Below are 24934 nucleotides of genomic sequence, written 5' to 3'. Positions count from 1 at the left end.
TCATTCCTTGTTACGCATCGAATGTGCGGCCGTTTCTGCGGGGCAGCTTAAGGCAGGCTTAAGCTGGCCAGGCCATGGCGTGAAACGACATTTTTCTCACGGAGGTGTGATGCGTATCCTAGTCATCGAAGACGACGCGGTTCTGATCGACGGCTTGAAGGTAGGGCTGGGTCTCGCCGGCTTCTCGGCGGACACCGTCAGCACGCTTGCCGATGCGAAGGCCGCGATTGAAAGCGATAGCTTCGATGCCCTCGTGCTCGACCGCATGCTGCCGGATGGATCCGGTCTGGATCTGCTTCGCACGATGCGCGCCGCCGGCAACCGCACGCCCGTTCTTCTGTTGACGGCCAAGGATGCGGTCACCGATCGCATCGATGGTCTCGACGCCGGCGCCGACGACTATCTCGGCAAACCCTTCGATCTCGACGAAGTGGCGGCACGGCTGCGCGCCATTACCCGGCGTGCCGAGGGACGCGCCACACCCAAGCTCACCTGGGAAGAATTAACCCTCGACCCGGCGAGCATGGAGGTTCTTAAAAACGGCGAAATCACTGGCCTGTCGCGGCGGGAATTTGCCGTCCTCCTGGCATTGATGGAAAATCCGACCATGGTTCACTCCAAGCAGATCTTAGAAACCAGGCTTTATGGCTGGCAGGAAGAGATTGAGAGCAACACGATCGAGGTCCACGTGCACAAGCTGCGCCACAAATTGGGCGCCAACTCCATCGAAACCGTGCGCGGTGTCGGCTACCGCATGGGGAAACCCTGATGCGATCGATCCGGCTCAGGCTTTTTCTCATCCTGCTTGCGGCAACGGGTGCCGTATGGCTCCTCGCCGTGCTTTGGACCTATCTCAGCACGCAGCGCGAAGTCGAGCGTGTGCTCGACGCGCGCCTGACGGAAGCGGCGCGTATGGTGAGCTCACTGATCACCGACCACCATATCGACGTCGCAGCAGCGGTCGATGCCGCGCAGGCCGCTGGGATACCCGAAGGCTTCGGCCTGCATGAAGGAGACTATAGCCGGCAATTGTCTTGTCAAATCTGGTCCCTTCAGGGTGATCTTGTCAGCCGGTCGGAGAGCGCGCCCAATACATCGCTCGCCGATCACGAAAGCGGGTTCGCCGAAAAGCTCGTCAACGGCGAACGCTGGCGTGTATACGCTGTCGTCAATCCCGAGCTCGGTGTCAGGGTCCTCGTCGGCGATAGCATCGAGATCCGCGAAAAGCTGGTCGGTGACGTCATCAAGGGCCAGCTCGTTCCTGCACTGGCGATCCTGCCCATCCTCGCCGGTCTGATCTGGCTGAGTGTCGGGCGCGGTCTCTCCCCACTCCGGCAAGTCGCGGACGCCTTGTCTCTGCGCTCAGCCGACGAACTCCACCCCGTCGACGATAGCGGAGCGCCCCGCGAGATCAGGCCTTTGCTGGGCTCTCTTAACGCCTTGTTCCAACGCGTGGAGGAGGCCCGCGAACGGGAAAAGACCTTTATCGCGTATGCAGCCCATGAGCTGAGGACGCCGCTATCCGGTTTGAAGACCCAGGCCCAGGTCGCCCTTCGCAGCGATAGCGATGAGGTCCGCGCCAATGCCCTCAACCAGATCTCGCTCAGCGTCGACCGCACCGGGCGCCTCGTTCGCCAGTTGATAGACCTCGCAGCCGTCGACTCATTGGACAGCTCTTCGACATCAGAAACTGTGGTGGTCAAAGCAATGGTCGAAGAGCTGCGCGGCGAAATGGCGATACTCGTTTCGTCGAGGGAGATCACCGTTGAGACGGACATTGCAGAGGATCTGATGATCAGCGTGCCAGGCAAGACCCTTTTGCGGCTTGCCTTGCGCAATGTCATCGAAAACGCCCTGCAATATGCGCCGCGCAATTCATCCGTCAGGATCATCGGCACGCAGACTGAGACAGGCACGACGATAGCCGTGTCCGACACCGGAGCCGGGATCGATGAGAAGGACGAGCAGCGTCTCAAGGCCCGATTCCAGCGCGGCAACAGCGCAAACGCGCTCGGAAGCGGCCTCGGCCTTTCGATTGTTGAAATGGCTCTGACAAAGCTTGGTGGTCGGATGTCATTCAAGAGGAAGGCGGGTTTCTGCGTTTGTCTGGAACTGCCGACAACGAGACAGTGAGCAGCAGATCGCATCGTGGCGAGGTCGGATATCCACCCTAAGCGAGCCTTAAGGTGACAAGGCGAGGCGGACAAGAGCCATCCTTGCAAGGAGCCCTGCTCGACATGTACCGTTTTTCTTCGCCACTCCCCACATTATCCGATAGCCATCATCGCATCAAAACCCCCTCGCTCACGGCGAAGGTAGCTATTCGGTTCCCGTCACTGGGCCTCGTCTGGCGCAAGCACCCCCACAGACAAGCGTTGCGACGTTCGAGTGCAATTCCGGCACTCTTCCTTGCGCTTGTGATAGGTGCCGTAATGGCCACCGGCGCCGAGGCCGAAGACAAGCCCTATCCAGAGATCCTCAAGACAATCGAGCAGCAGGGCATCCGAATCCTCGGCGAAATGCAGGTTCCGGGTGGCCTCAGAGCCTTCGCCGCCAAAGCCGGTGCACAGCCCCTGGCCATCTATCTGACACCCGATAATCAACATGTGGTCGTCGGTACGCTCGTCGATGCCTATGGGCAGGACATGGCGGAAGATCAGCTTAAAAAGATGGTCGAACAACCGTTGAGCGAAGCCACTTGGACCAAGCTCGAGGCAGCGACCTGGGTGCGGGACGGCAATCCGAATGCGCCTCGTGTCATCTACACGTTCACCGACCCGAACTGCCCCTATTGCAATCGCTTCTGGCTCGCGGCGCGACCCTGGATCGAAAGCGGTAAAGTTCAGTTACGCCACGTGATGGTCGGCGTGATCCGTCAGGATTCGCCGGCCAAGGCTGCGGCCATTCTTCAAGCCAAGTCTCCGGAAGACGCGCGGATGGAAAACAAGCGCAAACATGCCGATGGCGGCATTGCCCCGCTCGATAGGGTCGATGACCATACGACAAGACAGCTTGAGCGGAATGCCGCTCTGATGACGGAACTTGGTTTCGGCGGCACGCCAGCGATCGTCTTCAAGGGCGCGGACGGCACCGTCGATACCTTTGCCAGCCTTCCGAGTGACGCCCAGATGGAAGTGCTTCTGGGGCCGAAGTGAAGATACAGGCGCCGTCAGAGGGGCAACCGCCAAAGCACTCGTCAGACCTGTACCAAAGGCTGCAGAAAGACAGAGGCATGAAGGTTCAAGCCTTTATTTCGATACTATGAAGATATATATGTTTGCATATATTTTGTCACGCAGGACGAAGGGACAGCGTCCCCGACTGCATGATCCATAGGAGGTTCGACACGAATGGCAGGCAAACCCGATGTAAAAGGCTTCTTCGATCAACGCACATTCAGCATCCAGTATGTCGTCAGCGATCCTGCGACCCGGAAATGTGCAATCATCGACCCGGTCCTCGACTATGATGAAAAGTCGGGCGCAACCGCAACCCGCAATGCCGATGCGATACTGGATTACATCAAGGAAAAGGGGCTCAGCGTCGAGTGGATCCTCGATACACATCCCCATGCAGACCACTTTTCCGCTGCCAGGTATCTCAAGGACAAGACAGGCGCTCCGACCGCCATCGGCGCGCGTGTCGTCGAGGTGCAACAGCTCTGGAAGGGGATCTACAATTGGCCGGATCTGCCAACCGATGGCTCGCAGTGGGACCGGTTGTTCGAGGCTGGCGACACCTTCGCGGTCGGTGATATCAAGGGCCGCGTCCTCTTCTCGCCCGGCCACACGCTCGCATCGATCAGCTATGTGATCGGCGACGCAGCCTTTGTGCATGATACACTGTTCATGCCCGACAGCGGCACGGCGCGCGCTGATTTTCCCGGCGGCAGCTCCAAACGCCTCTGGGCCTCGATCAAAGAAATCCTGTCGCTGCCGGATGAAACGCGTCTGTTCACAGGCCATGATTATCAGCCGGACGGGCGCGAACCCCTCTGGGAAAGCACCGTCGCCGAGCAGAAGCGCTGCAATCCGCATATTGCCGGCAAGGACGAGGCGGCCTTCGTCGCGCTGCGCGACGCACGCGACAAAACCCTTCCCATGCCGAAGCTCATTCTGCATGCACTACAGGTTAACATCCGTGGAGGACGCCTCCCAGAACCGGAAGCGAACGGCAAGCGCTATCTGAAGATCCCGCTGGATGCACTCGCAGGGGCTGCGTGGGAATGAACGATCTGGTCACCCAGGCTCTGACGGCGATCGGTTCGGGCGGTCTCGTGGGCTTCACGCTTGGACTGATCGGTGGCGGGGGCTCCATCCTGGCGACACCTCTGTTGCTCTACGCGGTTGGCATCTCGCAGCCGCATATCGCCATCGGCACCGGCGCTCTGGCCGTATCGATCAATGCCTATGTCAATCTTATCGGCCATGCCCGCAAAGGGCATGTCTGGTGGCGTTGCGCCTTCGTTTTTGCCGCCACCGGGACGGTTGGCGCACTCGCGGGCTCAACACTCGGGAAAGCTTTCGACGGGCAGAAGCTGCTTTTCCTGTTTGGCCTTCTGATGCTGGTCGTTGCAGCCCTGATGCTCCGGCCCCGGAGGACCATAGCGTCAGACGTCGTCAGGACAGATGGCCTGACATGCTGGAAAACGGCGGCTGTTGCCATAGCGGCAGGAGCAGCATCCGGCTTCTTCGGAATTGGCGGAGGGTTCCTGATCGTGCCGGGCCTGATGCTCGCGACCGGCATGCCGATGATCAACGCGGTCGGATCGTCGCTTCTCGCCGTTGGCACCTTCGGCCTCGCCACTGCGATCAACTACGCGGCCTCGGGCCTGATCGACTGGGCGATCGCGGCCGAGTTTATCGGTGGCGGCGTGATCGGCGGCGTCGGCGGCATGCTGCTGGCAACTCGTCTGTCGACGAAGCGAAACCTCCTCAACCGGATCTTCGCTGTGCTGATCATCGTCGTCGCATTTTATGTCCTGTACAAAAGCAGCGCTGCGATCCTGCCGCTCTGACGAAAGGTTTGGAAATGTCTTTGTCTAAGCAGCAGAAATTCTGGAACCGAATCGCCGGGCGCTATGCCGCGCGCCCGCTGAAAGACGTGGCAGCCTATGACGCCATGATGGGCGATGTCGCGTCACGTCTCAAACCCGGAGATCACGTCCTTGAGCTCGGCTGTGGCACCGGCGGCACGGCAATCCGGCTTGCGCCCCATGTGTCACACTGGACAGCGACAGATTTCTCGGCTGAGATGATCAAGATCGCTCAGGACAAACCTGCGGGCGCCAACCTGACCTTCAAGATTGCGGACGCTGAGAATGCCTATGATGGTAGTCCGTTCGACGTCATCTGCGCCTTCAACGTTCTGCACCTGGTGGAAAACCAACCAGCCACCTTGGCGCAGATATTCGCCAATCTAAATCCTGGCGGTCTGCTTATCTCAAAAACCTGGTGTTTCGCCGACCTGAAGTTCAAGTTTCGTCTTCTGTTTCGTGCGCTGCAGTTCGTAGGCCTATTTCCTGCGGTCAAGCCGCACAGTATCCCCGAGCTTCGGCAGTCGATCATAGATGCTGGTTTTGAAATCACAGACGAGCGGATCTTCGGCAAGTATCCGCAAAACCTCTACATCGTCGCGCGTAAGCCTGAGACGTGACCTGTGACTTCGCTTCCGCCTGCAGAGAGAATATAGGACAACCTGATGCGTTTCAAAATTGGGCTTGCGACAGTGATCACGCTGATACTGTCGGCTTACACACCGGCGCTGGCGGGCGACATGTTGATAGACGATTTCAAGCTGCAACCCGAAACGCGCTGGCGCTTTTTCGCAGACACCGTGATGGGCGGAAAATCATCGGGGCAGGTGCAATTCGAAAACGAAGAAGGACATGCGCATGCGCGTATGACCGGTAACGTTAGCACCGCCAACAATGGCGGCTTCATTCAGATCCGCATGAAGTTGCAGCATGCAGCACCAGAAAACACGATCGGAATACGCTTGCTGGTCCGTGGAAACGATCAGAGGTACTTCGTGCACCTGCGCACAGGAGGCACGATCTTGCCCTGGCAATTCTATCAGGCCGGATTTGATGTGACGCGGACTTGGACCGAGGTGCGACTTCCCCTTACTGAATTCAAAGCGTCTGGATCGATCTTGCGCAACATTCCGCGCGCAAGCAGCCTGACATCGATCGGGATAGCCGCTTATGGTCGCAACCACGATGCGGATATCAGCGTCCGCGAAATCGGCTTCTATTAGGCCCAAGGCACCACGGGACCTAAGCCGATCAGCCCTTTGCTGGCTGAACGAACTCCGGTTGGGCAGTGTAAGCCAATAGCCATATGTTTTTCAGACAGCGAGCCTAGTGGCAGCCAGCGCAAACAGGTCAGGCAGTTGCCCTCACCTGTTTGACCGCAGAGGGGCCAAAGTCTCTCTGCGGTCCTTGCACCGACTTGGCTGACCCTCAGCAGTTCGCCAACACCTCGCCCAAATGCGTGACGTTTGTGCTCGGCCAATTGATCGGGATCCCGATGACCGAGCGGGCGGAACGAGCAAGCCAGCTAATCTTGACGAACAGCGGTCCCGTGCCCCTCGGCTGTCAGGACCGCGCCTGCAAAATCGGCGAAGCGTTCCGGCACCGGATTGCCTCCCTCATTTTAGCGCCGCGTGAGCCTGCCTCGGTGTGCCCGAGTCGCGCGTGTCTGGCGCAATCATTCAAGACCCAGGCCAGATCGAGATCTAACCTGCGGCTTCCATCTGTAAATCTAGGACAGCAAATGCAGTATGTCTTGAATGGTGTGATCGCGAACGTGCCGAGCGAGTGGTACGACGAGAGCCTTCTCTTCACCCTGCGTGAACACCACGGCCTTGTCGGAGCAAAGTTCGGGTGCGGCGTCGGGATCTGCGGTGCTTGCACGGTGATCATCGACAGGATGGCGACGCGGTCATGCCAGGTCCGCACGGCAGACCTGACGCCAACGACGCAAGTCTTGACCATCGAAGGCCTGGAGCGGAACGGAAAGCTCCATCCGGTCCAAGACGCTTGGCTGGCAAAGGCAGTGCCGCAATGCGGCTATTGTCAGTCCGGGCAGATCATGTCCGCCGTTGCGCTTCTGGTCGATAGCAACCGTGCCGGCTCGACAATGAGCTTGGATGCAATCGTGCCCGCGATGAACGACAATCTCTGCCGATGTGGTACCTACCAGAGGATCAGGGACGCCATCAGCACCCTGATTGAGAACCGCTGATGAGACGTCGTAGCTTTCTCCTCGGCAGTTTCGGCACTTTGGTCGCGCTGATCGGCGCGGGCACTGCCGTCTATGCAACACTCCCAGTCATTCCCAAACGCCCGACACCCGGCACGGACGATGCGTTGGGGTGGATCGCCCACCATGAGGGGCGGTTCGTTCTCACGCTTCCGCGCATCGAGATGGGTCAGAACATTGCGACTGCTTTGAAGCAGATTGCCTGCACCGAACTCAATGTGGGCTGGGAGACGGTCGACGTATCCTTCCATGACACTGGTCTCGCCAGGGTGAGATCAACGGTGGGCAGTGAATCCATCATGCTGTTTGCCGAGCCGCTGGCGCAGGCCTGCGCCAGCCTGCGTGACGCCTTGATGAGGGGTGAGCGGCAGGGACTGGTGTCGGTCGAACCCCGGCCCAGGGAGCAATTGAGGACATTTGCCAGACATGGAGAAATCGGTCGAACTGCCGAGATTGTGCAGGGCCGGGAAATCGTTACCGGCAAGGCACTCTATGCCTCCGACATACGCCGTCCCGGCACGCTCTTCGGACGGGTCCTCCGCGCACCCGCCATGGCCGAATATGTGTCGAAACCTCGGTCCTGGAATGCCGAGGCGGCGCGAGCCATCCCGGGTTTTATCGCCATCGTCGAAGACTGCGGCCCTGATATCGGCAATGCCAAGGGGCTGGGCATCATCGCCGAACGGCCCGGCGTACTCGACCGGGTCGTTGAAGCACTCGACGTCGTCTGGCAGACCGAGGAGCCGTCAACCGGATTTTCCCCGGATGCCCCCGTAGATGTCGACCGATGCCCGCTGGAAGAGACGCCTTCGAACATCGTCATGGACGGGGGCCCGCAACCCGGGTCCTGGGACGTCGACCTCAAGTTCGACATCCCGTTTGCCGCCCACGGCGCCATCGAGCCACGGGCGGCCGTCGCGGAATGGACGCAAGGAAAGCTCACCGTCTGGGCCGGCACACAGGATGCCTTCTTCATTCGCGACTGTCTGGCAGATACCTTCGGTGTATCGACGGAGGCCGTCACGGTGCAGTCTTGCCGGGTCGGAGGCAGCTTCGGCGGCAAGACGACATGCACAGTCGAGGCGGAGGCCGCAGCTCTGTCGCGAGTGGCAGAGGCACCAGTCAAGGTACAGTGGACGCGCACCCAGGAACTGGCTTTCGCCTTTCACCGCCCACCCTCTTCCCACCGAATCCGCGCCCGCGTTGAGGATGGACAGATCAGCGACTGGGACCATCGGCAGGTCTCCTCACATATCATCTTCACGTCTGCAGTGGTCCCCAGCCTTATGCAGCAGGCAACGGATGCATTGATCGGCGATGGCGGCGTCGCACGTGGCATGTCCGCGCCGTACATCATCCCCAGAGCAAGAGCTGCCTATGATCTCGTTCGCCTGCCCGTTCATACAGGCCCCTGGAGAGGTCTCGGCGCTGGTCCAAACGGCCTCGTGATCGAAAGCGCGGTGGACGAGGCAGCGCTGGCAGTCGGGGCCGACCCCCTCGCCTTCCGCCTTGCCCACATCAACGACGAAAGACTGGCAGCGGTCCTCAAAGCTGTCGGAGACATGTCAGCATGGACGACGTGGAGAAGCTCGGCATCCGCGCCCAGGGTCGGCCGCGGCGTGGCCTGCGGAATCTACAAGGGCGTGAGTTATGCCGCCGTGGTCGCCGAAGTGGAAGTGGCGCCAGACGGGCGCATGGGCATACGCGAGTTCTGGTGCGCCCATGACTGCGGGCTCGTCATCAACCCGGATCAGGTCAAGGCCCAATGCGAGGGGAACCTGATGTGGAGCATCGGTTTCGTGCTGTATGATCATCTGCCGATGGAAAGCTCTCGTATCGTGGCGGAAACCTTTATCGATGCTCCCATTCCCCGTATGGAAGATACGCCGAAGATGACCATCAAGCTGATCGAGGGGACCGATTCTCCCACCGGGGCCGGAGAAACGATCATGGCGTGTGGACCAGGCGCAATAGCAAATGCGATCCGCGCCGCCACCGGCATAAGGCCGACTCGCTTTCCGGTCAGGACTTCATGAACGAGGCCGAGGGACCTACATGACACCCGGAGCAACCCGATTGGAGGGACTGAACACATCCGATTTCGCTTCGGCAGCGATCATGCGACTGATCGGGCTCGGCCTTCGGTCGCAGGAAATCTCCATCACCGTGCCGAGGGCGCAAGGAGCGCATGTTTCGCGCGCGCAGAAACATGATCTCATTGAAAGGATCCTTGCCGAGCACGGTGTCCAAGCAATCTTCAGGATCGCAGACTGTGCCTCTCTGATGCCGTTCGAACCGGTTGTCCGCGCCTTGCGCCAGGCCATCGGCGCACAGGATCTTCTGGATCGCTGGAGCCGGCTGGAGCGCTTCAGCCACGGTCGACACGTGGTCTCACAATTCGCGCTTGAGCCATCTCTCTACAGACTCGAGCATCGGGCCAGAGCGGATGGGCCGGGCCCTTCCAGAGCAGAGAGCCTTTTGATTCTCGCTCTGCTTGCCGTGCTCATCGAGCTGTCCGGCGACGATCTGGTTCTCATGACGGAGGATGGAACCCTCCTCCGCTCCGAACAGAAGTGGCACACGGTCGATCGCGACCTCGCGCTGAAGTCAGTGATTGTCGAGGTTAAGCCGGCGACTGTTTTACTCGACAAGCCGCTCGTATGCACATCAGAACGTGTACTTGAAAATCTGCGCCGTCTTGTTGCAGATGATCCCTGCCGCCGCTGGTCGATCAATCGTCTCGCTGGCCTGCTGGCAACCAGCAGGCGGACGCTCCAGCGACGCCTGGAAGAGCGGCAGACATCTTTCAGCAACGTGGTTCTGGATGTCAGGCTGGAGCTTGCGGCAGAGCAGCTCTGCAACGAGCGGCAGGCCAGCCTCGCCCAGATAGGCTTCCTCAACGGCTTCTCCGATCAGCCGCATTTCACTCGGCTGTTTTCCCAGAAGGTCGGGATGACGCCCGGAATCTATCGCGATCAATTTCGTTCCGGAAAGGACGCTCCTGGCACTAAACGACAGTGATATCGGGGATCTCAAGCGCGGAAGACACGGTAGACGCTCGCTGGCGGGAAGTTTGCCGGACAGAACCTGACGCGTGCGCTTTCAATCAGCAGCCTTTCATGAACCGCGAAAGGGACCGGACAGCGGGGACCATAGGTAAAGCAGCGAAACTCGCCATCATCTTGAATAAGCTCGAAAGCCGATTTCATGATCCGGTGGACTGAGGAAAGGCTCATGGAGAGAAGCGGCAGACCACAGAGCACAGCTTTCACCGAACGGGGGCTGCAAGGCAGGAGGCTGCGCATCCGGCATGCATCGACGGTAAAGGTCTCAACGGTTGCAAACCGTGTCCGCATCAGGTCCGCAAAGGCTGGATTGCTCTCGATTGTATAGATCCGGGACGGCCCCGCAGGCATTGTGACAAGGTGCTCGGTGAATGCGCCCGTGCCCGGACCCAGTTCCAGCACGGCGGTATCGTGAAGATCAAGACCTTCCACCATTGCTCTTGCGAGAGAGGAACTGGATGGCACGACCGACGCCGTTCGAAGCGGTGCGCGCAGCCATTCGCGGGTGAAGGTGACGACGTGTCTCATTCTCTGCATGGGCAACCGGAAAAGCTGAAGGGACAAGGAAATCACGTCGGAGATGTGATCTCCTTGCCCTTCATTTCGGACATTCGTCGCCAGAGATATTGAAACTATGCGCCAAAATCGGCTGCACGCTGCAGCAGACGGTCGTCTTGCGTCCTTCCGAATGCAGACAGGCTTGCCGGGTAGCCCGAGACAACCTTGCCGATCACTGAGGGTCTTGCGGCAAGCGTCTTACCCAGGGCCGCAGGTTTCTAGGGCAAGGCGTCCAGCGGCTGACTGATGATGGCGACGAAACGGCTGCTTCTGCTGTGGGTCGGCTGGCCATGCAACGTCTGAAGTGAAGGCGCAAAGAGGTTTTGCCGGGCTCACCTGATAGCAAGCGTGCATTACTTCGCTATTCAACTGGACACACCAACCACCGCCCCTTGGTCTCTTACAAGCCGACCGTCTTCCAGCGTGATGATCCTGTCCGCCATATCGAGGATACGGCTGTCGTGGGTTACCATGACGGTCGTCGTGCCGCGCTCCCGCCCCAGGGCCTTCAACATGGCAACGACCTGATGGCCGCTAGCCTTGTCGAGCGCTGCTGTCGGCTCGTCGGCAAACACAATCTGCGGGCCCGCGATCAGCGCGCGGGCGATCGCCACACGCTGCTTTTGGCCACCCGACAGATTGCCGGGGAGATAATCCAGCCGATGCCCCAGACCGACCAGCTCAAGCATGTGCTCGACGGCCTGAGCACGACGGTTTTCATCTCCCGTGCCGTGCACTTGCAAGCCCATCATCACATTCTGGCGGGCAGTGAGGCTTTCGTGAAGATTATGGGCCTGGAAAATGAAGCCCAACTGCCGGCGCAAAACCTCAAGTGTGGGCTCGTCGGCGCCACGAAGCTCGTGACCTAGAAGCCGGACGGACCCGTCCTCGACCTGTCGTAGGCATCCCATCAGTGTGAGAACCGTAGTCTTGCCCGAACCCGACGGGCCAACCATCACTGTGAGGCTCCCGGGAGCGATATCAAGGGAGAGATCGAAGATCGCCTGCTTGCTGGCTTCGCCGCGGCCGAACCAGTGATTGAGATTGCGGACGGAAATTGGAAGGTCACTCATCAAAACAAGTCCGCCGGATCAGCGCCCTTTAGGCGTCTGGCAGCGAGCGCGCCAGAGAGGGTGGAGGCTAAGAGGGTGCCTGCAAAAACCATGAGCGCCCGCTCCGGTGACATAAGTACGGGAAGACCGGTCGCTTGAGACATCACCTGGTAGATGCCCATAGCAAGGATCAGACCCGGTATGAAGCCCATGGCCGCCAACACCAGCGCCTCCTCAAAGACGATGCTGAGGAAGAAACGATGCGGATACCCCACAGCCTTCAAGGTCGCGTATTCGCGTAGGTGATCAGCGACATCAGTCGACAGGACCTGATAGACGATCACAATGCCGACAAGGACACCCATGAACACGCCGAAGCCAAAGATGACACCCGTTGGACGCTGGGTCGTCTGATACCGGACATCCTTGGCAATCATCTCATCAAGTGTGTGGACTTCCATCGGCTCTCCGGCGAGCCTATTTTGCAGTTGCCGCACCAACGCCTCTGACTGTGAAAGATCGCTGACCTTCAGCAAAAGGTGCGACGGTGTACCGCTGATCCGGTTCGGGAACAGACCGAGAAAGGTCTGGTCTGACACAACCATGATGCCGTCGGCAGAAAAGCCTCCCCCGATAGAGATTGTCCCGATGGCACTGATCGTGCGGTCATTTACCTCGAACTGGAGTGGCTTTGATGGACCGACACCCGCAAGAGCGGCGGTATCGACGCCGCGTGTCTGCCGATCAATCAAAGCCGTGTCTGCGACGGCAAGGTTCCTTATCAGAGGGGTAACCTGCGGACCCGTAAATTTCTCAGCCTCAATCGGAAGTCCAATGACCTGGAGGCTGGCTACAGACCCATCGGGACGCCGCCAGTCGAGCTTGCCAATATAGAGAGGGGCCGCGGCAACAACACCGTCTATTGCCAGAGCACGGTAGAGGGTTCGACGCGCCAGCGGAGATCCGTCGGCCAATGTGTTTCCGTCATTCGACGAGATGATGATGTCAGCCGTGAATGGGGTGTAGGACGTACGGATGGTTCCGTTCAGCGCGCCCATGATGCCCAACTGAACGAAGACGAGCATGGTCGCGAAGGCGACACCGGCCAGCGCCGCTAAAAGACGTCCACGGTTGTGTCTGAGCTGAAGCCAACCGATCGGCAGCCTGCCGAATAGAAGTGAAAGCAGCCTACTCATGATCTTTGCCTACCGCGACACGCCCCATGACTTCGAGCCCGGTCAGTTTGGCGGCCAAAGCGCTGGAGCTAGGATCCAGATGAGTCGTGACACGCACCACCCGTGCGTCGGTATTGGCTGCAGGATCGGCGGAGAGCACCGTTTGCTGCTCGACTTCATAACCAATCAAGGTCACCGAGCCTTCCAATTCCTGAGACAGTGCTGGACTGGAGACAATGACCGTCTGTCCAATTGCGATCCGTCTGATATCGGTTTGATAAACCTCAAGCTCGACCTGCATGTGGTCGGTATCAGCAAGCGTCATGATCCCTGGAGACGCAGGGCGCTCTCCCGGACGGCTGTTGATTGCAATCACCGTCCCCGAAATCGGACTGATAACCACGCCTTTGCTCAGATTGTCACGTGCAGTCGCAAGTTCGGCCTTGGCTAGATCCAGGTTTCGCTCGGCCACTTCTATATCGGACTGCAGCGTTCCTGGCGCAGAATGGTATCGAACAATCGAGGCATCTGCCTTGGCAAGATCGCTAGTCGATTGCGCCAAAGTGGCCTCAGCAGATTGCAGAGTGGACCGTGAAGAGGCGCCACCGAGGCTCAGGCTGCGCTCCCGTTCCAACGCCTGCCGCGCCAGCTGGACAGCGGCAAGCGCCCTATCGCGGTTCGCCTCGGCCTCCGACAGGCTTGCGGCAACCATGGCTCGGGTCTGAGCAAGCGCGGCCTCTTTGGCGGAGATGTTGACGAGGGCGCTTTCGACCGCAAGCTGCAGGGACGGTAGACTGTCGAGCTCGGCCACCGTCTGGCCAATTGTCACATGATCACCTTCGTCGACGAGTAGCGATGCAATCCGGGCGTCCGAGGCGCCAAAGGGGGCAGCCAGGGTGATCGTCTTTCCCTTTGGCTGCAGCCGGCCAAGGGCGACAACCGCGCTTTCACTTTGGCTGGCAGCTCCATCGTCATTCGTCGCTGACGTTGCTTGAGCATCCATTTCAGCTATAGGCAGGTTTTTCCCGTCGATGCCGAAAAATCCTGAGGAGAATGGCGGGCCAAGATATGCGCCTAGAAATGCCCCAATGACGAAGATAAGCAAGACAACGACGACGCGGGTGAACAAGCCTCGCAGCGACCATCTTGACTTGCCAGAGCCAGCCTCCTCAACGAGGCCTGCTCGCGGCATGGGGAGTGCTGGCGGCGAGATTTCGGTTTGCATCCGTGACAGGCTTTCAATTTAATGACCAACGGGTCATTAATATGGGAAACGGAGAAAGACTGCAAGATGCAAGCGGGCCAACCCCAGCAGAAACGTCAGCGACGTAAAGACGCGCGTCCCTCAGAGATTCTTGAGGCGGGATTGGCGCTGTTTGCAGAACGCGGGTTCGCCGCGACGAGGCTTGACGACGTCGCCAAGCGTGCGGGCATCGCCAAGGGAACCGTCTATCTGTACTTCTCCTCGAAGGAGAGCTTGTTTGAGGCGGCGCTCAAGGATCGCATGGTCTCGACGATGGAGGGTGTCGGCGAACTGACTGCATCTTTTGCGGGATCCACTGAAGAACTCCTTAGGCTCGTTCTCGCGCGGATCTATGGACAGATGATCGAAGGCGACGCCGGTGTCCTGTTACGCATCCTGATCGGCGAAGGCGACCGTTTCCCGGATCTTGTTAAGATGTATCGGGAGATCGCCTTGGCCAAGGGCATGGCGACAATGAAGAGCATTCTGAAGCGAGCCGAAGCGCGAGGAGAGTTGCGCGTGGCAGCCGACGACATTGACCCAAGAATGATCGTGGCCCCGATCGCCATCCTGGCAATCGGCGGGAAGGTGTTTGGTGCCCAGTCGCATGGTGACCGCGACGCGTTTTTGGAGCGACATCTTGATCTGGTGCTTCGGGGGCTCCTTTCGGCGAATGCTGAACGATAGACGGAAGGGTCCCACGGTGGCCAGTATGCCCGGTTTGGAGTACGCTTTCGACCGCCCGAACGGCCGGAATGATGGCGCGTTCCCGCCACGGCAGCGTTCGCTTCCAGCTGGAACTTTCGCCTGTTACGGTTAGCGGCCTCGACGGAATGACTGCCTTGATTCCTTTGCAGAATCCGAAAAGCCCGGAGGCTTGTTTCTCACCCAGGTGACGAATGTCCGCACCGCAGGGTCTTCCACGATGGTTTCGATCGTGGAAAACTTCTTGGCGAGTTGAGCATCGGTAAAGATCGAATGTATCTGGTCGTGGCAGATACGGTGCAGGAGGACGGTTTTCTTGCCACCCTTGCTCTTAGGAACGAGATGATGCTCGTCTCGCTGATCTTCTGGGATTACGCGCTCGCACAGCGGACAGAACACCGGCTCTGGCGTAGGCTCGTCCCATGAAGCTAACTCATCTCTGTTCTTGCGGGCCAACGCTCGGTCTTTCCTGTTGTAGACCCCGGATGCTGTTCCCGAGGATAGTGCTAGTGTTGCACGCGCACGCCAGTAGCACGAAACCATCAGAACCGTATGGCTTCTTTGAAGCAGCAAAGCGGATCGAATCCTTCGAGAGGCTCTCGCAGCGAAAGGGCGCGGCCCCACAACGTGCGGGGCCGTCCTCATTCAGATTTCGGTCCGCTCGGCCAGTTCTAGTGCGTCCTCAATGTCGACGCAGAGATATCTGACTGTGTTCTCGATCTTGGTTATGGCCAAGCAGGATCTGGATCGCTCGAAGATTGCCGGTGGCCTTGTAGATCATGGTAGCCTTCGTTCGCCACAGGGAATGCGTCCCGTAATCCTGCCGACGAAGCCAGATCGCCGTCACCCACTCATCAACCAGTCTGGCGTATTGCCGAGTGCTGAGATGATCAGCGTGGTCGACGCGACTGGGAAAGGCATAGTCATCGACTGTTCCTCCCCTTCGCTGAAGCCAGGCAAGCAGACTGGCTCTGACCTCGGTCGTAATTTCGAACTGCACGGGTCGTCCAGTCTTCTGCTGGACGACCATCGCTCGAGTTCGAATGTCGTGGCCGGTGACGAGTGTCCGATTTTCAGCTTTACCAGATCGCAGCCACGGAGCTTGCGGTCGATGGCAAGATCAAAAAGCGCCCGATCTCGCATCCTTCCTTCACGATCGAAGCCTGCACCGACAGCCGTGAGATCAGCGAGGCCATCGAGACGGAACCGGTCGCCGATAGCAGCGGACCGGGCGGATTGCGGGTACGCGGTAACCAACATATCTTCAGCTCTTGATACACTGGCACGACGATTGAATGGCTTGGCCGTATATGGCTTGTGTCCGATCCTTGTCAGGGAGTCTCATGGAGGAGCGAGCGCCCAAGCTCCAGGCGCGACACGGGCGTCGTGACCTTAGGCGTTTGCCCTGCCAGCGGAGCTTTTCCGGTCCAAATTGATCCAACACTGACGCGACATGACCGAAAAGGCGCCCACCTTCAGTAATCGTAAACTATATCGATTAGAACAGGCTTAGGGGTTTGATTATTCATTTATGTCGAATTTCCGAAATGTGTCATCAGAAAATACCAGCAATTTCATAATGTTAATATCCGTGATGAATTTGGAATAGCGCCTATCCAGGTTGTTTTCGCCCCTTCATGTCTTAGCAATTTGCTAAGAAATCACCCCTAATTTCCGGCCATTCCTTTCGAGGGGTCGCCGCAGATGAAGCTGCGGGTGAGTGAAAGATGGGGTTCTGCACATGATGTGCGCTGCGTTGCCTGCAATCATTGCGGGCCTTTTTGGTGTGTTTCTGCTGTGGCTGCCGATCAGCCTCCAGGCGCAACTGGTGCTCAGCCTGGCCATCCTGGCCCTGATGCTCCTGTTCATGATGCGTCCGCAGAACAAGACATTCCGCGTGATGACTTTCGTGTTCTCGGCCGTGCTCGCCCTGCGCTATGCGTTCTGGCGCACAACGGAGACGCTTCCCGACATCAACGAGCCCTGGAACTTCATCCCGGGCATCATTCTCTATGCGGCGGAAATGTATTGCCTGGTCATGCTGGCAATCAATTTCTTCATCGTCGCCGACCCGCTGGACCGCAAGCCGGCGCCGCAGCTGGCCGATGACGACAAGCCGACCGTCGACGTCTTCGTTCCGTCCTACAACGAGTCGGCCGACCTTCTGGCGCTGACGCTGGCTGCGGCCAAGGCGATGAATTACCCGGCCGACAAGCTGACCGTCTATCTGCTCGATGATGGCGGCACCGATGCCAAGTGCAGACAGTCCGATCCGCGCGCTGCAATCGCTGCCCGTCGACGTCGCGAGGAACTGCAGGCGCTGTCGGCAGCGCTGGGCGTTCGCTATCACGCCCGCGCCGAAAACAGCCATGCCAAGGCCGGCAATCTGAACGCGGGTCTCTCGATCTCGACCAGCGAGCTTGTGGTCGTATTCGATGCCGACCATGCACCTGTCCGCGAATTCCTCAACGAGACAGTGGGCCACTTCAGAAACGACGAGAAGCTCTTCCTCGTCCAGACCCCCCACTACTTCCTCAATCCGGACCCGGTGGAGAAGAACCTCCAGACCTTCGGCAAGATGCCGTCGGAGAACGAGATGTTCTATTCCGTCGTCCAACGCGGCCTCGACAAGTGGAATGCCTCGTTCTTCTGCGGTTCCGCTGCCGTTCTGCGACGCAAGGCATTGAAGGAAACCGGCGGATTTTCGGGCCAGTCGATCACCGAAGACTGCGAAAGCGCGCTCGCGCTCCACTGCCGCGGCTGGCACAGCCTTTACGTCGACAAGCCCCTGATCGCCGGCCTGCAGCCCGAAACGCTCGTCTCCTTCATTGGTCAGCGCGTTCGCTGGGCCCAGGGCATGCTGCAGATCCTGACGCTGAACCGCCCCTTCCTTCAGCGCGGTCTCTCGACGGCGCAGCGCATCTGCTACGCCGGCACGAACCTCTTCTGGCTCTTTCCCCTGACGCGGTTGACCTTCATGTTCTCGCCGCTGCTCTACATCTTCTTTTCGCTGCAGATCTTCGAAGCCAACATCACCGAATTCATCTGCTACTCGGTGACCTATCTCATCTCATCCTTCGCCATGCAGAGCTACCTCTTCGGTCGCGTGCGCTGGCCCTGGGTCTCCGAGCTCTATGAATATGTGCAGTCGGTGATGCTTTTCGGCGCGATCCTGAGCGTCGTGAAGAACCCGCGCAAGCCGACCTTCAACGTCACGTCGAAGGGACAGACACTGGATGAGAGCAAGCTGTCACCGCTGGCGCGCCCATACTTTGGGATATTCTTCCTGCTCTTTGCCGCCACCTGCTATGCGATCTGGCGTTACACGACGGAAGCAATGCCCTCCGAACTGCTGCTGATCGTGGCCGGCTGGAACATCATCAACATGGGCATCGCCGGCGCTGCCCTCGGCTCCGTATCGGAACGGCGCGAACGTCGGCGCAACCAGCGCCTCAGCGTTCGGCGTCATGCGATCCTGCATTCCGGCGGCACAAGCCACGCCGTCATCATCGCGGATGTCTCGAGCGGTGGCCTCGCACTGCAGTTCATCGACGGACATCCGGTGAACGGGCTGGAGACGGGCGAAGAGGCCACAATCGAAATCCGCCGCCACGGCCGCGGAATGCGCGTACCCCTTGTTTGCCGCAGCATGCTGCGCCGGCAGGACGAGACGAGCTCCGGCTTTGCCTTTGCCGAGCGCACACCCGAAACCTTCATCGCGATTGCCGAGATGATGTATTGCGAACAGCAGCCGCTTCAGGAGCGCTGGAACCGTGTTCAGAAACACAAGGGCTTCTTCAACGGCACCTTCCGATTTGCCCTCTGGACGATCACCGAAACGCTGCGCGGCTTCACCTACGCCTTGCGTCTGGTTCGCGAAACGACGGAAATCTCACATCCCGACGCGCCGCTGATCATCAACACATCGAGCAGCGTTTCGGAGCCGGGCGCAACCTATCCGGCAGCCGTGAAAGGGCCGGCCTATGCATAACCTTGAAGTCCTGCGCCGGCTCTCAGCAGCAGCGATCCTCATTTGTCTGTCGGCAAACGCCTCTCATGCTGGTGATTTCGTGCCCGCAGACCTTGGTGCGGCAAGTGTCCAGAGCGCCGGTCAGGCCGTGTCGGACATCCCCCGCCAGATGGTCGCCTTCCGCCAGACGGCAACCGCCATGCGCCTGGAAGGCGAAGACGCGGCGAGAGAACTCAGCTTCTATCTGTCAGCGGAGCAGGTCGCGACAGCAGGCCTGTTGAGACTGAGCTATACCAATGCGGTCTCGGTCATGCCTGATGACGCCATGCTCGACATTGAGTTGAACGGCAAGCCTCTCGCGGCCTTACCCATCCGCTCGCCCAATGGTCCGGCGACCCATGACATTCCGGTCGCCGCCAAGGATCTGACGGTCGGCTGGAATCAGGTCCGGCTGCGTGCAAAACAGCACCACCGCATCGACTGCAGCGTTCAAGCAACCTATGAATTGTGGACGCAGGTCGATCCGCTGATCAGCGGCTTCCTGACCAGCGCACGCCCGAAGGACGGCGATCTCGCAGGCCTTCTGTCCGTCGGGCGAAATGGCGATGGCGCCACGGAAATCCGCGTGATTGCCGGAAACGATGCTCCCCAGACGACATTGAGAGACAGCCTGCCCCTCGTGCAGACCCTAGCACTTGTGCTCGGTCGTGAGGACCTGAGCATCACCGTCGGCGACGTCGGAGGCAGCGGACCGGGCATCGACCTCTATCTCGGTGACCCCGCAGACGCGAACCTGCCGCAACCCACCCGCGACGCCCTTGCCGCCGCACCGCGTGGCCTATTCGTCCGGCAGGGCGAACACGGCCGCCAGATCGTCACCATGCGTGGTTCGAACAAAAGTGAGCTTCAGTCGCTCCTGGTTGCCGCCGTCAATGGCCCCCTGCTTCCGTTGATCCGCGCAAACAAGTTCGCCATGACCAAGACGCGGATCGATGGAGAGAGCCCGGGCACACACCCGCTGTCGAGCATCGGTTATCAGACGACACCTTTCGCCGGCCGTCTCTTCCAGACGAGCTTCGATGTCGTGATGCCCGCCGATTTTTATCCGGGCGACTATGCCACGGTTGATCTCAACCTGAATGCGGCCACTGCGCCCGGGCTGGCACCCGGAACGCAGTTGCTGGTCCGCGTCAATGAACGCGCCGTGGCAAGCCTCGTGCTCTACGATCCCGAGGGCACGACGCTTGAGAACAAGCCGCTGGAACTTCCGCTCCGCGCCTTCCATCCCGGCGTGAACCATGTTCGTGTTCTGGCCGAAGTGCCGCTCGCCTCCGATCTCGTCTGTGATCCGGCCGCCCGCGACGAAGCGCGATCTCGTTTCCTGCTGCTAGAAGAAACCACGGTGACGATACCGCCACTGGCGCGCGCCGGTCGTCTTCCCGACCTTGCGGCCTTTGCTGGAACGTCCTTCCCTTTCAAGGGCCCGACTGCCTTCGATCTCTATGTCGATACGGCGACACCCGCACGGCTGGGCTCGGCACTAACCCTTCTCACCCGGCTCGCCATGTCGGCGGGGCATCCCCTGCCAGCCGAGCTCAAGATCGGCCGTCCAGACCCGCGCAAGACGACGAATGCCCTGATTGTCGGCGCCGGTGGCGAGCCGCTGGAGCTTGCCGCTCTTGCCGGCCAAAAGGGAGATCGACTGCAGCCGTCTTCGACCGACGATCTGATCACAGCTTCGGTAAATGCGGGCGGTCAATTGTCGGACTCCCAGGCGCTGCTCGATGCTTTCCAGGTCGAAACGCGGCTTGAGCGCGATCAGCTGTCACTGAAGAGCCGAGCCTCTGACTGGGTGGCAACGGCCTCGACAACCGTCAACCGCTGGCTGGCCTACAAGGATATCGGACGCGAAGACGTCAAGATCGATCCGCGCGATCGCCTGATCAGTCTGAAGCAGGTTGCATCCGCTGACGGCGCTGCCGTCTGGACCTATGTCAACGCGGTGGATGAAACCATGCTTCAGCAGGGCGTCGCAGCCCTGACCAAGCCGGCAACCTGGACGGCCCTCGAAGGAGGGGAATCGGTGATCCGGCGTTCTGACCTCGAACTCGTGAACCGCTATCCCGAAAGCTACAGCTTCTTTCCGATCACCGATACGAGCCCCGCCAATCTCAGACGCCTTGCGGCTGCCTGGCTCTCCGACAACTTTATCATCTATGTCGGTCTTGTTCTCGCACTGATGGGCGGCTTCGGCTGGTGGGTTGGTTATGTCGTGCCGCGCAAGGGCGTGAGGACAGTCGAATGAAGAAGACAATCAAGACAAGACTCTCGGCCGGCACCATCCTCGCCACACTGATCGTCGCACTGCCCGCCGGCGCGACCTCGCTTCTAGCACCTGAAGCGACCGCCATCATGGCGCATCCATCGGACAGCGCGAAAGCCGTTGAAGCTGACACGCGCAAAGCGCCGGCGCCTGACACGGTCGATCTTGCCGCACTCTATTACTATGCACGCAATGGCGAGGCAGAGCGCGTCGAAGCAGAGACCCGCCGCCTGGAACTGAAGTATCCCGGCTTCATGCCCCCGGCCGACCTCTATGCCCCCGATGCCGGCGACCATGTCGATGAGACAACGCTCTGGCAACTTTACGAGCGCGATGACTATGCCGGTATCGAGCAGGAAATCAGCCGGATCGCCGCAAGCCATGTGGGCTGGGAACCGTCAGAGGATTTCGTCAGCAAGCTCGAGCGGCGCAAGCTGAGATTTGCCATGACGCAGGCAAACGAGGCGAAGGACTTTGTGACCGTCATTCGTCTTGGTGCAAAGCTCGACCCTGCGCAGGAAACCGAGATCGACCTGCTCTGGATGATGCTTGACGCTTACCGGGCAAATGAGATGCAGGAGGCACTGACGGCGGTCTATCGCAGCATCCTTTTCCGGACGCCGGAGAAGGCGTTTTCCGATGAACTGGTGCTGACCACCCTGCAAAAGGCGATGGAGGACATTCCGGCAGCCGATCTGCGCGAGGCGATCCGTGTGCTCTCTGCGGATCCCGAACTCGCTCTCTCGATGCGATCGCTCAACCTTGATCTCATGCGCCGCGAAATGGGAGACTTCGCGTCCGGCGTTGCGGGCGCACCTCAACCAGGCCCCGAGGCAATTGCCGCCGTCAGGACGGTTGCCGAGAGCGGTCAAGCGCCCGAAGACCTCGCCCTCATGGGCTGGTACATGCTGAAGATCGAGCAGCCGGACCAGGCAGCAAACTTCTTCCAGCGCATGCTGCAGAACAAGGCGACGCCGGAAGCCGTCCGCGGCATGGCGCTCAGTTTTTCCCACCAATCGAAGGACGAGGAGGCCTATGCGTTTGTCACGGAGCACCTCGACATGCTTGCCGGGCAGGACGCCTTCCTCCTCGATCAGCTATCCTTCCCTTTCAAGGGCGAGGGGAAGACCGACATCGATGAACGTGTCGTGACCCGCTATGCGGAAGCGATCCAGAAGACGGAATCGTCCGATCACGCCCGCCTCATCGGCTGGTATGCCTATAACTCGCGCCAGTTCGAGCCGGCGCGTGCCTGGTTTGCGAAGGCCTTCGAATGGAAGGCCGAGGCAGACAGTCTGAAGGGCCTGGCCCTCACTCTGACGCGACTGGGCGAGAAGAAAACCCTTGCAAACCTGCGGGAACAGCATGGCGACGCCTATCAAACGGTTTTCGCCGAGCTGAAATCAGCAGCGGAACCGCGCCAGCGGGCCGGGAAATCGGTCTCGGCACCCGCAGGCGTTCAGGCCGGCTATCTCTCGCGACTGCAGAAAAAGGACTATGGTGGCTGTGTTGCCGAGTTGCGGCGGCTTGAAGCCAGGACAGCCTTGCGGCCGGATGCACAGGTGGCCAAGGGCTGGTGTCTTCTGGGTCTCAACCATCTGGCCGAAGCGCGTCAGGCCTTCACGGCCGGTCTCGCGGGCGGTGGCGGCAAGGCGGATGATGCCGCCTATGGCCTTGGCCTCACGCTTTTGCGCGCCAATCTGACCGACGACGCAGAGGCTCTGCTGATGCAGCACAGCCTGACGCCGCTCCGCGACCGGGAACTGCGCGCCGAGCTTCTCTGGCAGCGGGCGCGCGCCGCCTTCGATCGCAAGCAATATCGCGTCACGCTCGAAGCGCTGAACACCCGCCTGCAGATCATGCCGGAGCCGGTGGGGATCAGCCAGATGCGCGCCTGGAGTCATTACCACCTTGGCAATCTGGCCCAGTCGCGCGCGATCTTCGCCCAGCTCAATCAGGTCATGGCAGACCCGGCAAACAGCAGGGGCATCGCGGCCATCAACGAACGCATGGGGATCAACTAGTGAAGCCAAACATCCTTGCGATCCTGACTCTGCTTGCGCTGCACGGCTGCACGACCGTCGAGGATCCCTTCCTTGATGGCATGACCGGCAATATGCCCGTCGCGACAGGCAACCGCGAACTGCCCGTTCATCTCGCCTCTGCTTCACTGACCGGGCTAGGCGAGATGCCGATCGGCCTTCGCCAGACATTTACGGATGGAGTGACCAGGCAAACTATGGTCTGGGCGAACACAACAACACTGCAGGGCGAAAACGCGCTGACGATATCAACCTCAGCCGCCTCAAGATCGACGCTCAGGAAAGGGCCTGACCGTGCCGAGATCATCCGAACGCTGCGGGGCGAGTTCCCGGGTGTATCAATGAGTATCGATCCGGTCATCCGCCGCAACGCTTACGGCGCCTATGGCGCAGCGACCGGCAAACTGGGCGACAAAGGCGGCTGCGTTTACGCGTGGCAGATCATCGGCCGCGACGTCGAGCTTGGCCGCAACGAGCCGAGAGAGATCCGACTGCGATACTGCCATCAGGCGCTTGGCCCGGACGTGCTCGCAGATCTCCTCACCGGGCTGTCGGTGAGAGACCCGGGGTTCGCCGCGTCCACTGCAACCGTGGCCTATGGTTATCCCGCTTTCGCTGCAGCATCAAAGCAGGTCATCCATCCTGCCACCATCGACCAAGACGCAGTTAAGTCACCTAAAACTGGAGCGGTATCCGTAGCCGCGACGACCGATCCGGACATCAAGGCCACCACACCGGTCAGAATACCAGAGCCTTAACGCGGGCCAGTCACGGGGGACAAGCCCTACGGCGTTTTCGCCTTGTTGGCGTCACGACACGAAAGTGGCAGACCTGTCCGAATTTTGAGAACATAGGGTGCTCATGCTGCGGGGATGGAGGTTTCCTGCCGCAATGGTCTGAGATCGGCGCCGTCCGTCGGGGTCCAGATGTAATCGCCAGTGAGACTGATATGCTGCCATCCAAGCGGAGTGATGTGTTTGATCACGTCGGGCGGCGTTGCGACACCTTCCCGGTTTAGCACGGCCAACGCTGGTTCAAGATAGAGCGTGTTCCAATAGACTATGGCGTTGGTCACCAGGTTATGTCCGGATTCTCGGTAGAACTGGCTCGCGAAAGTCCGGTCGCGCAGTTCTCCGAGGCGGTTGAAGAACAGTGCGCGAGCAAAGGTGTTCTCGGCTTCGCTCTTGTTGAGGCAAGCGGTTGCGGTTCACTCCTTCAAGCGTCGTGAACTGGAAGAGGTCATTCTCGACCTGCTGCGTCGGCGTTTGATGCAGCCCGAAGCCGTTGCGCAGTTCATCAAGGAGTATGCGAACGAGGCGAACGCCGGTGGGGCTTCCCAAGATGCGGAACGACAGCGCATTGACAACCAACGCGGACAAATCGCGCGCCGGCTCGATGGGCTTTATGATGCTATCGCCGATGGACTTCGCACACCGGGCCTCAAAGAGAAGCTGGAGAATATGGAAGCGCAAGCTGCGGAACTGGACGCGCGATTGTCGGCCGCTGCCCCCCTCTCGCGTCCGCCTTCATCCTAAT

22 protein-coding genes and 2 pseudogenes are annotated in these 24934 nt (G+C 59.8%); 16 read left to right on the top strand and 8 right to left on the bottom strand.

From position 1 onward, the window contains the following. The first annotated feature begins 109 nt into the window (after positions 1-109). From BSY240_RS17295 to BSY240_RS17250, 10 genes and pseudogenes are all read left to right on the top strand, one after another. Positions 110-769: a response regulator gene (locus tag BSY240_RS17295; RefSeq protein WP_069043115.1), complete on the top strand. Its 660-nt coding sequence runs from the start codon at positions 110-112 to the stop codon at positions 767-769. Beyond that, on the top strand, positions 769-2133 hold the full coding sequence (locus BSY240_RS17290; RefSeq protein ID WP_069043114.1) for a sensor histidine kinase: 1365 nt from the start codon (positions 769-771) through the stop codon (positions 2131-2133). Before BSY240_RS17295 ends, BSY240_RS17290 begins: the two co-directional genes overlap by 1 nt. Positions 2134-2432: 299 nt before the next feature. Continuing rightward, positions 2433-3155 (top strand): thiol:disulfide interchange protein DsbG, encoded by a 723-nt coding sequence (gene dsbG, locus BSY240_RS17285; RefSeq protein ID WP_069043113.1) that lies wholly within the window; start codon positions 2433-2435, stop codon positions 3153-3155. A gap of 198 nt (positions 3156-3353) precedes the next feature. Beyond that, positions 3354-4229 (top strand): annotated as a pseudogene (locus tag BSY240_RS17280) (MBL fold metallo-hydrolase); the annotation flags it as partial. Beyond that, the gene (locus tag BSY240_RS17275; RefSeq protein WP_069043111.1) at positions 4226-5017 is read left to right on the top strand and encodes a sulfite exporter TauE/SafE family protein; all 792 of its coding nucleotides are present in this window, start codon (positions 4226-4228) and stop codon (positions 5015-5017) included. The pseudogene BSY240_RS17280 and the gene BSY240_RS17275, both read left to right, overlap by 4 nt. Positions 5018-5031: 14 nt before the next feature. Continuing rightward, positions 5032-5655: a class I SAM-dependent methyltransferase gene (locus BSY240_RS17270; RefSeq protein WP_069043110.1), complete on the top strand. Its 624-nt coding sequence runs from the start codon at positions 5032-5034 to the stop codon at positions 5653-5655. A gap of 45 nt (positions 5656-5700) precedes the next feature. After that, positions 5701-6258, top strand: a complete 558-nt coding sequence (locus BSY240_RS17265; protein ID WP_069043109.1) for a CIA30 family protein — start codon at positions 5701-5703, stop codon at positions 6256-6258. 194 nt (positions 6259-6452) lie between these two features. Continuing rightward, positions 6453-7247: a (2Fe-2S)-binding protein gene (locus BSY240_RS24555; RefSeq protein ID WP_335622520.1), complete on the top strand. Its 795-nt coding sequence runs from the start codon at positions 6453-6455 to the stop codon at positions 7245-7247. Then, positions 7247-9301, top strand: coding sequence for a xanthine dehydrogenase family protein molybdopterin-binding subunit (locus BSY240_RS17255; protein WP_069043108.1), 2055 nt, complete (start codon positions 7247-7249; stop codon positions 9299-9301). The genes BSY240_RS24555 and BSY240_RS17255 overlap by 1 nt, the downstream gene beginning before the upstream one ends. Before the next feature lie 82 nt (positions 9302-9383). After that, positions 9384-10286, top strand: coding sequence for a helix-turn-helix transcriptional regulator (locus BSY240_RS17250; RefSeq protein WP_171901591.1), 903 nt, complete (start codon positions 9384-9386; stop codon positions 10284-10286). Positions 10287-10297: 11 nt separating this feature from the next. Here BSY240_RS17250 and BSY240_RS17245 read toward each other — a convergent pair whose 3' ends face one another. The 4 genes from BSY240_RS17245 to BSY240_RS17230 all read right to left on the bottom strand — a co-directional run bounded on the left by BSY240_RS17245 (position 10298) and on the right by BSY240_RS17230 (position 14340). Further along, positions 10298-10894, bottom strand: coding sequence for a class I SAM-dependent methyltransferase (locus tag BSY240_RS17245; RefSeq protein WP_150127491.1), 597 nt, complete (start codon positions 10892-10894; stop codon positions 10298-10300). Positions 10895-11253: 359 nt separating this feature from the next. Beyond that, the gene (locus tag BSY240_RS17240) at positions 11254-11961 is read right to left on the bottom strand and encodes an ATP-binding cassette domain-containing protein (RefSeq protein ID WP_054147642.1); all 708 of its coding nucleotides are present in this window, start codon (positions 11959-11961) and stop codon (positions 11254-11256) included. Further along, positions 11961-13136 carry an ABC transporter permease DevC gene (gene devC / locus BSY240_RS17235; RefSeq protein WP_069043106.1) on the bottom strand — a complete coding sequence of 392 codons (1176 nt, stop codon included), beginning with the start codon at positions 13134-13136 and terminating at the stop codon, positions 11961-11963. The genes BSY240_RS17240 and devC overlap by 1 nt, the downstream gene beginning before the upstream one ends. After that, on the bottom strand, positions 13129-14340 hold the full coding sequence (locus tag BSY240_RS17230) for an efflux RND transporter periplasmic adaptor subunit (RefSeq protein ID WP_069043105.1): 1212 nt from the start codon (positions 14338-14340) through the stop codon (positions 13129-13131). Before BSY240_RS17230 ends, devC begins: the two co-directional genes overlap by 8 nt. Before the next feature lie 66 nt (positions 14341-14406). Here BSY240_RS17230 and BSY240_RS17225 point away from each other — a divergent pair, with 66 nt between their 5' ends. After that, entirely contained in the window at positions 14407-15045 is a 639-nt protein-coding gene (locus tag BSY240_RS17225; protein ID WP_054147990.1) for a TetR/AcrR family transcriptional regulator, read from the top strand. A gap of 129 nt (positions 15046-15174) precedes the next feature. Here BSY240_RS17225 and BSY240_RS23750 read toward each other — a convergent pair whose 3' ends face one another. The 3 genes and pseudogenes from BSY240_RS23750 to BSY240_RS24620 form a co-directional block, all read right to left on the bottom strand. Then, positions 15175-15519 (bottom strand): HNH endonuclease, encoded by a 345-nt coding sequence (locus BSY240_RS23750; RefSeq protein ID WP_083229657.1) that lies wholly within the window; start codon positions 15517-15519, stop codon positions 15175-15177. 189 nt (positions 15520-15708) lie between these two features. Beyond that, positions 15709-16281 (bottom strand): annotated as a pseudogene (locus tag BSY240_RS17220) (tyrosine-type recombinase/integrase). A gap of 174 nt (positions 16282-16455) precedes the next feature. Beyond that, positions 16456-16542: a hypothetical protein gene (locus BSY240_RS24620; RefSeq protein ID WP_371418493.1), complete on the bottom strand. Its 87-nt coding sequence runs from the start codon at positions 16540-16542 to the stop codon at positions 16456-16458. 277 nt (positions 16543-16819) lie between these two features. On the opposite strand from BSY240_RS24620, the gene bcsA reads away from it, so the two are divergent. The 4 genes from bcsA to bcsN are packed head-to-tail and all read left to right on the top strand — an operon-like array spanning position 16820 to position 24156. Beyond that, positions 16820-19054 carry a UDP-forming cellulose synthase catalytic subunit gene (gene bcsA / locus BSY240_RS17215; RefSeq protein ID WP_236759274.1) on the top strand — a complete coding sequence of 745 codons (2235 nt, stop codon included), beginning with the start codon at positions 16820-16822 and terminating at the stop codon, positions 19052-19054. Then, positions 19047-21338: a cellulose biosynthesis cyclic di-GMP-binding regulatory protein BcsB gene (locus tag BSY240_RS17210; RefSeq protein ID WP_069043104.1), complete on the top strand. Its 2292-nt coding sequence runs from the start codon at positions 19047-19049 to the stop codon at positions 21336-21338. The genes bcsA and BSY240_RS17210 overlap by 8 nt, the downstream gene beginning before the upstream one ends. Next, entirely contained in the window at positions 21335-23380 is a 2046-nt protein-coding gene (locus BSY240_RS17205) for a tetratricopeptide repeat protein (protein ID WP_069043103.1), read from the top strand. The genes BSY240_RS17210 and BSY240_RS17205 overlap by 4 nt, the downstream gene beginning before the upstream one ends. Beyond that, complete coding sequence (gene bcsN, locus BSY240_RS17200; protein WP_069043102.1) at positions 23380-24156, top strand: cellulose biosynthesis protein BcsN; 777 nt, start codon at positions 23380-23382, stop codon at positions 24154-24156. Before BSY240_RS17205 ends, bcsN begins: the two co-directional genes overlap by 1 nt. Before the next feature lie 101 nt (positions 24157-24257). Here bcsN and BSY240_RS23745 read toward each other — a convergent pair whose 3' ends face one another. Further along, the gene (locus tag BSY240_RS23745) at positions 24258-24551 is read right to left on the bottom strand and encodes a Tn3 family transposase (protein ID WP_442856018.1); all 294 of its coding nucleotides are present in this window, start codon (positions 24549-24551) and stop codon (positions 24258-24260) included. Here BSY240_RS23745 and BSY240_RS17195 point away from each other — a divergent pair. Then, the gene (locus tag BSY240_RS17195; RefSeq protein ID WP_150127490.1) at positions 24541-24933 is read left to right on the top strand and encodes a hypothetical protein; all 393 of its coding nucleotides are present in this window, start codon (positions 24541-24543) and stop codon (positions 24931-24933) included. The two genes, BSY240_RS23745 and BSY240_RS17195, sit on opposite strands and share 11 nt — an antisense overlap. Position 24934: the final 1 nt, after the last annotated feature.

This window comes from Agrobacterium sp. RAC06, assembly GCF_001713475.1.
Lineage (GTDB): Bacteria > Pseudomonadota > Alphaproteobacteria > Rhizobiales > Rhizobiaceae > Allorhizobium.
The sequence above is the reverse complement of the archived record's forward strand: the minus strand, read 5'-3'. Positions and strand labels throughout refer to the sequence as shown.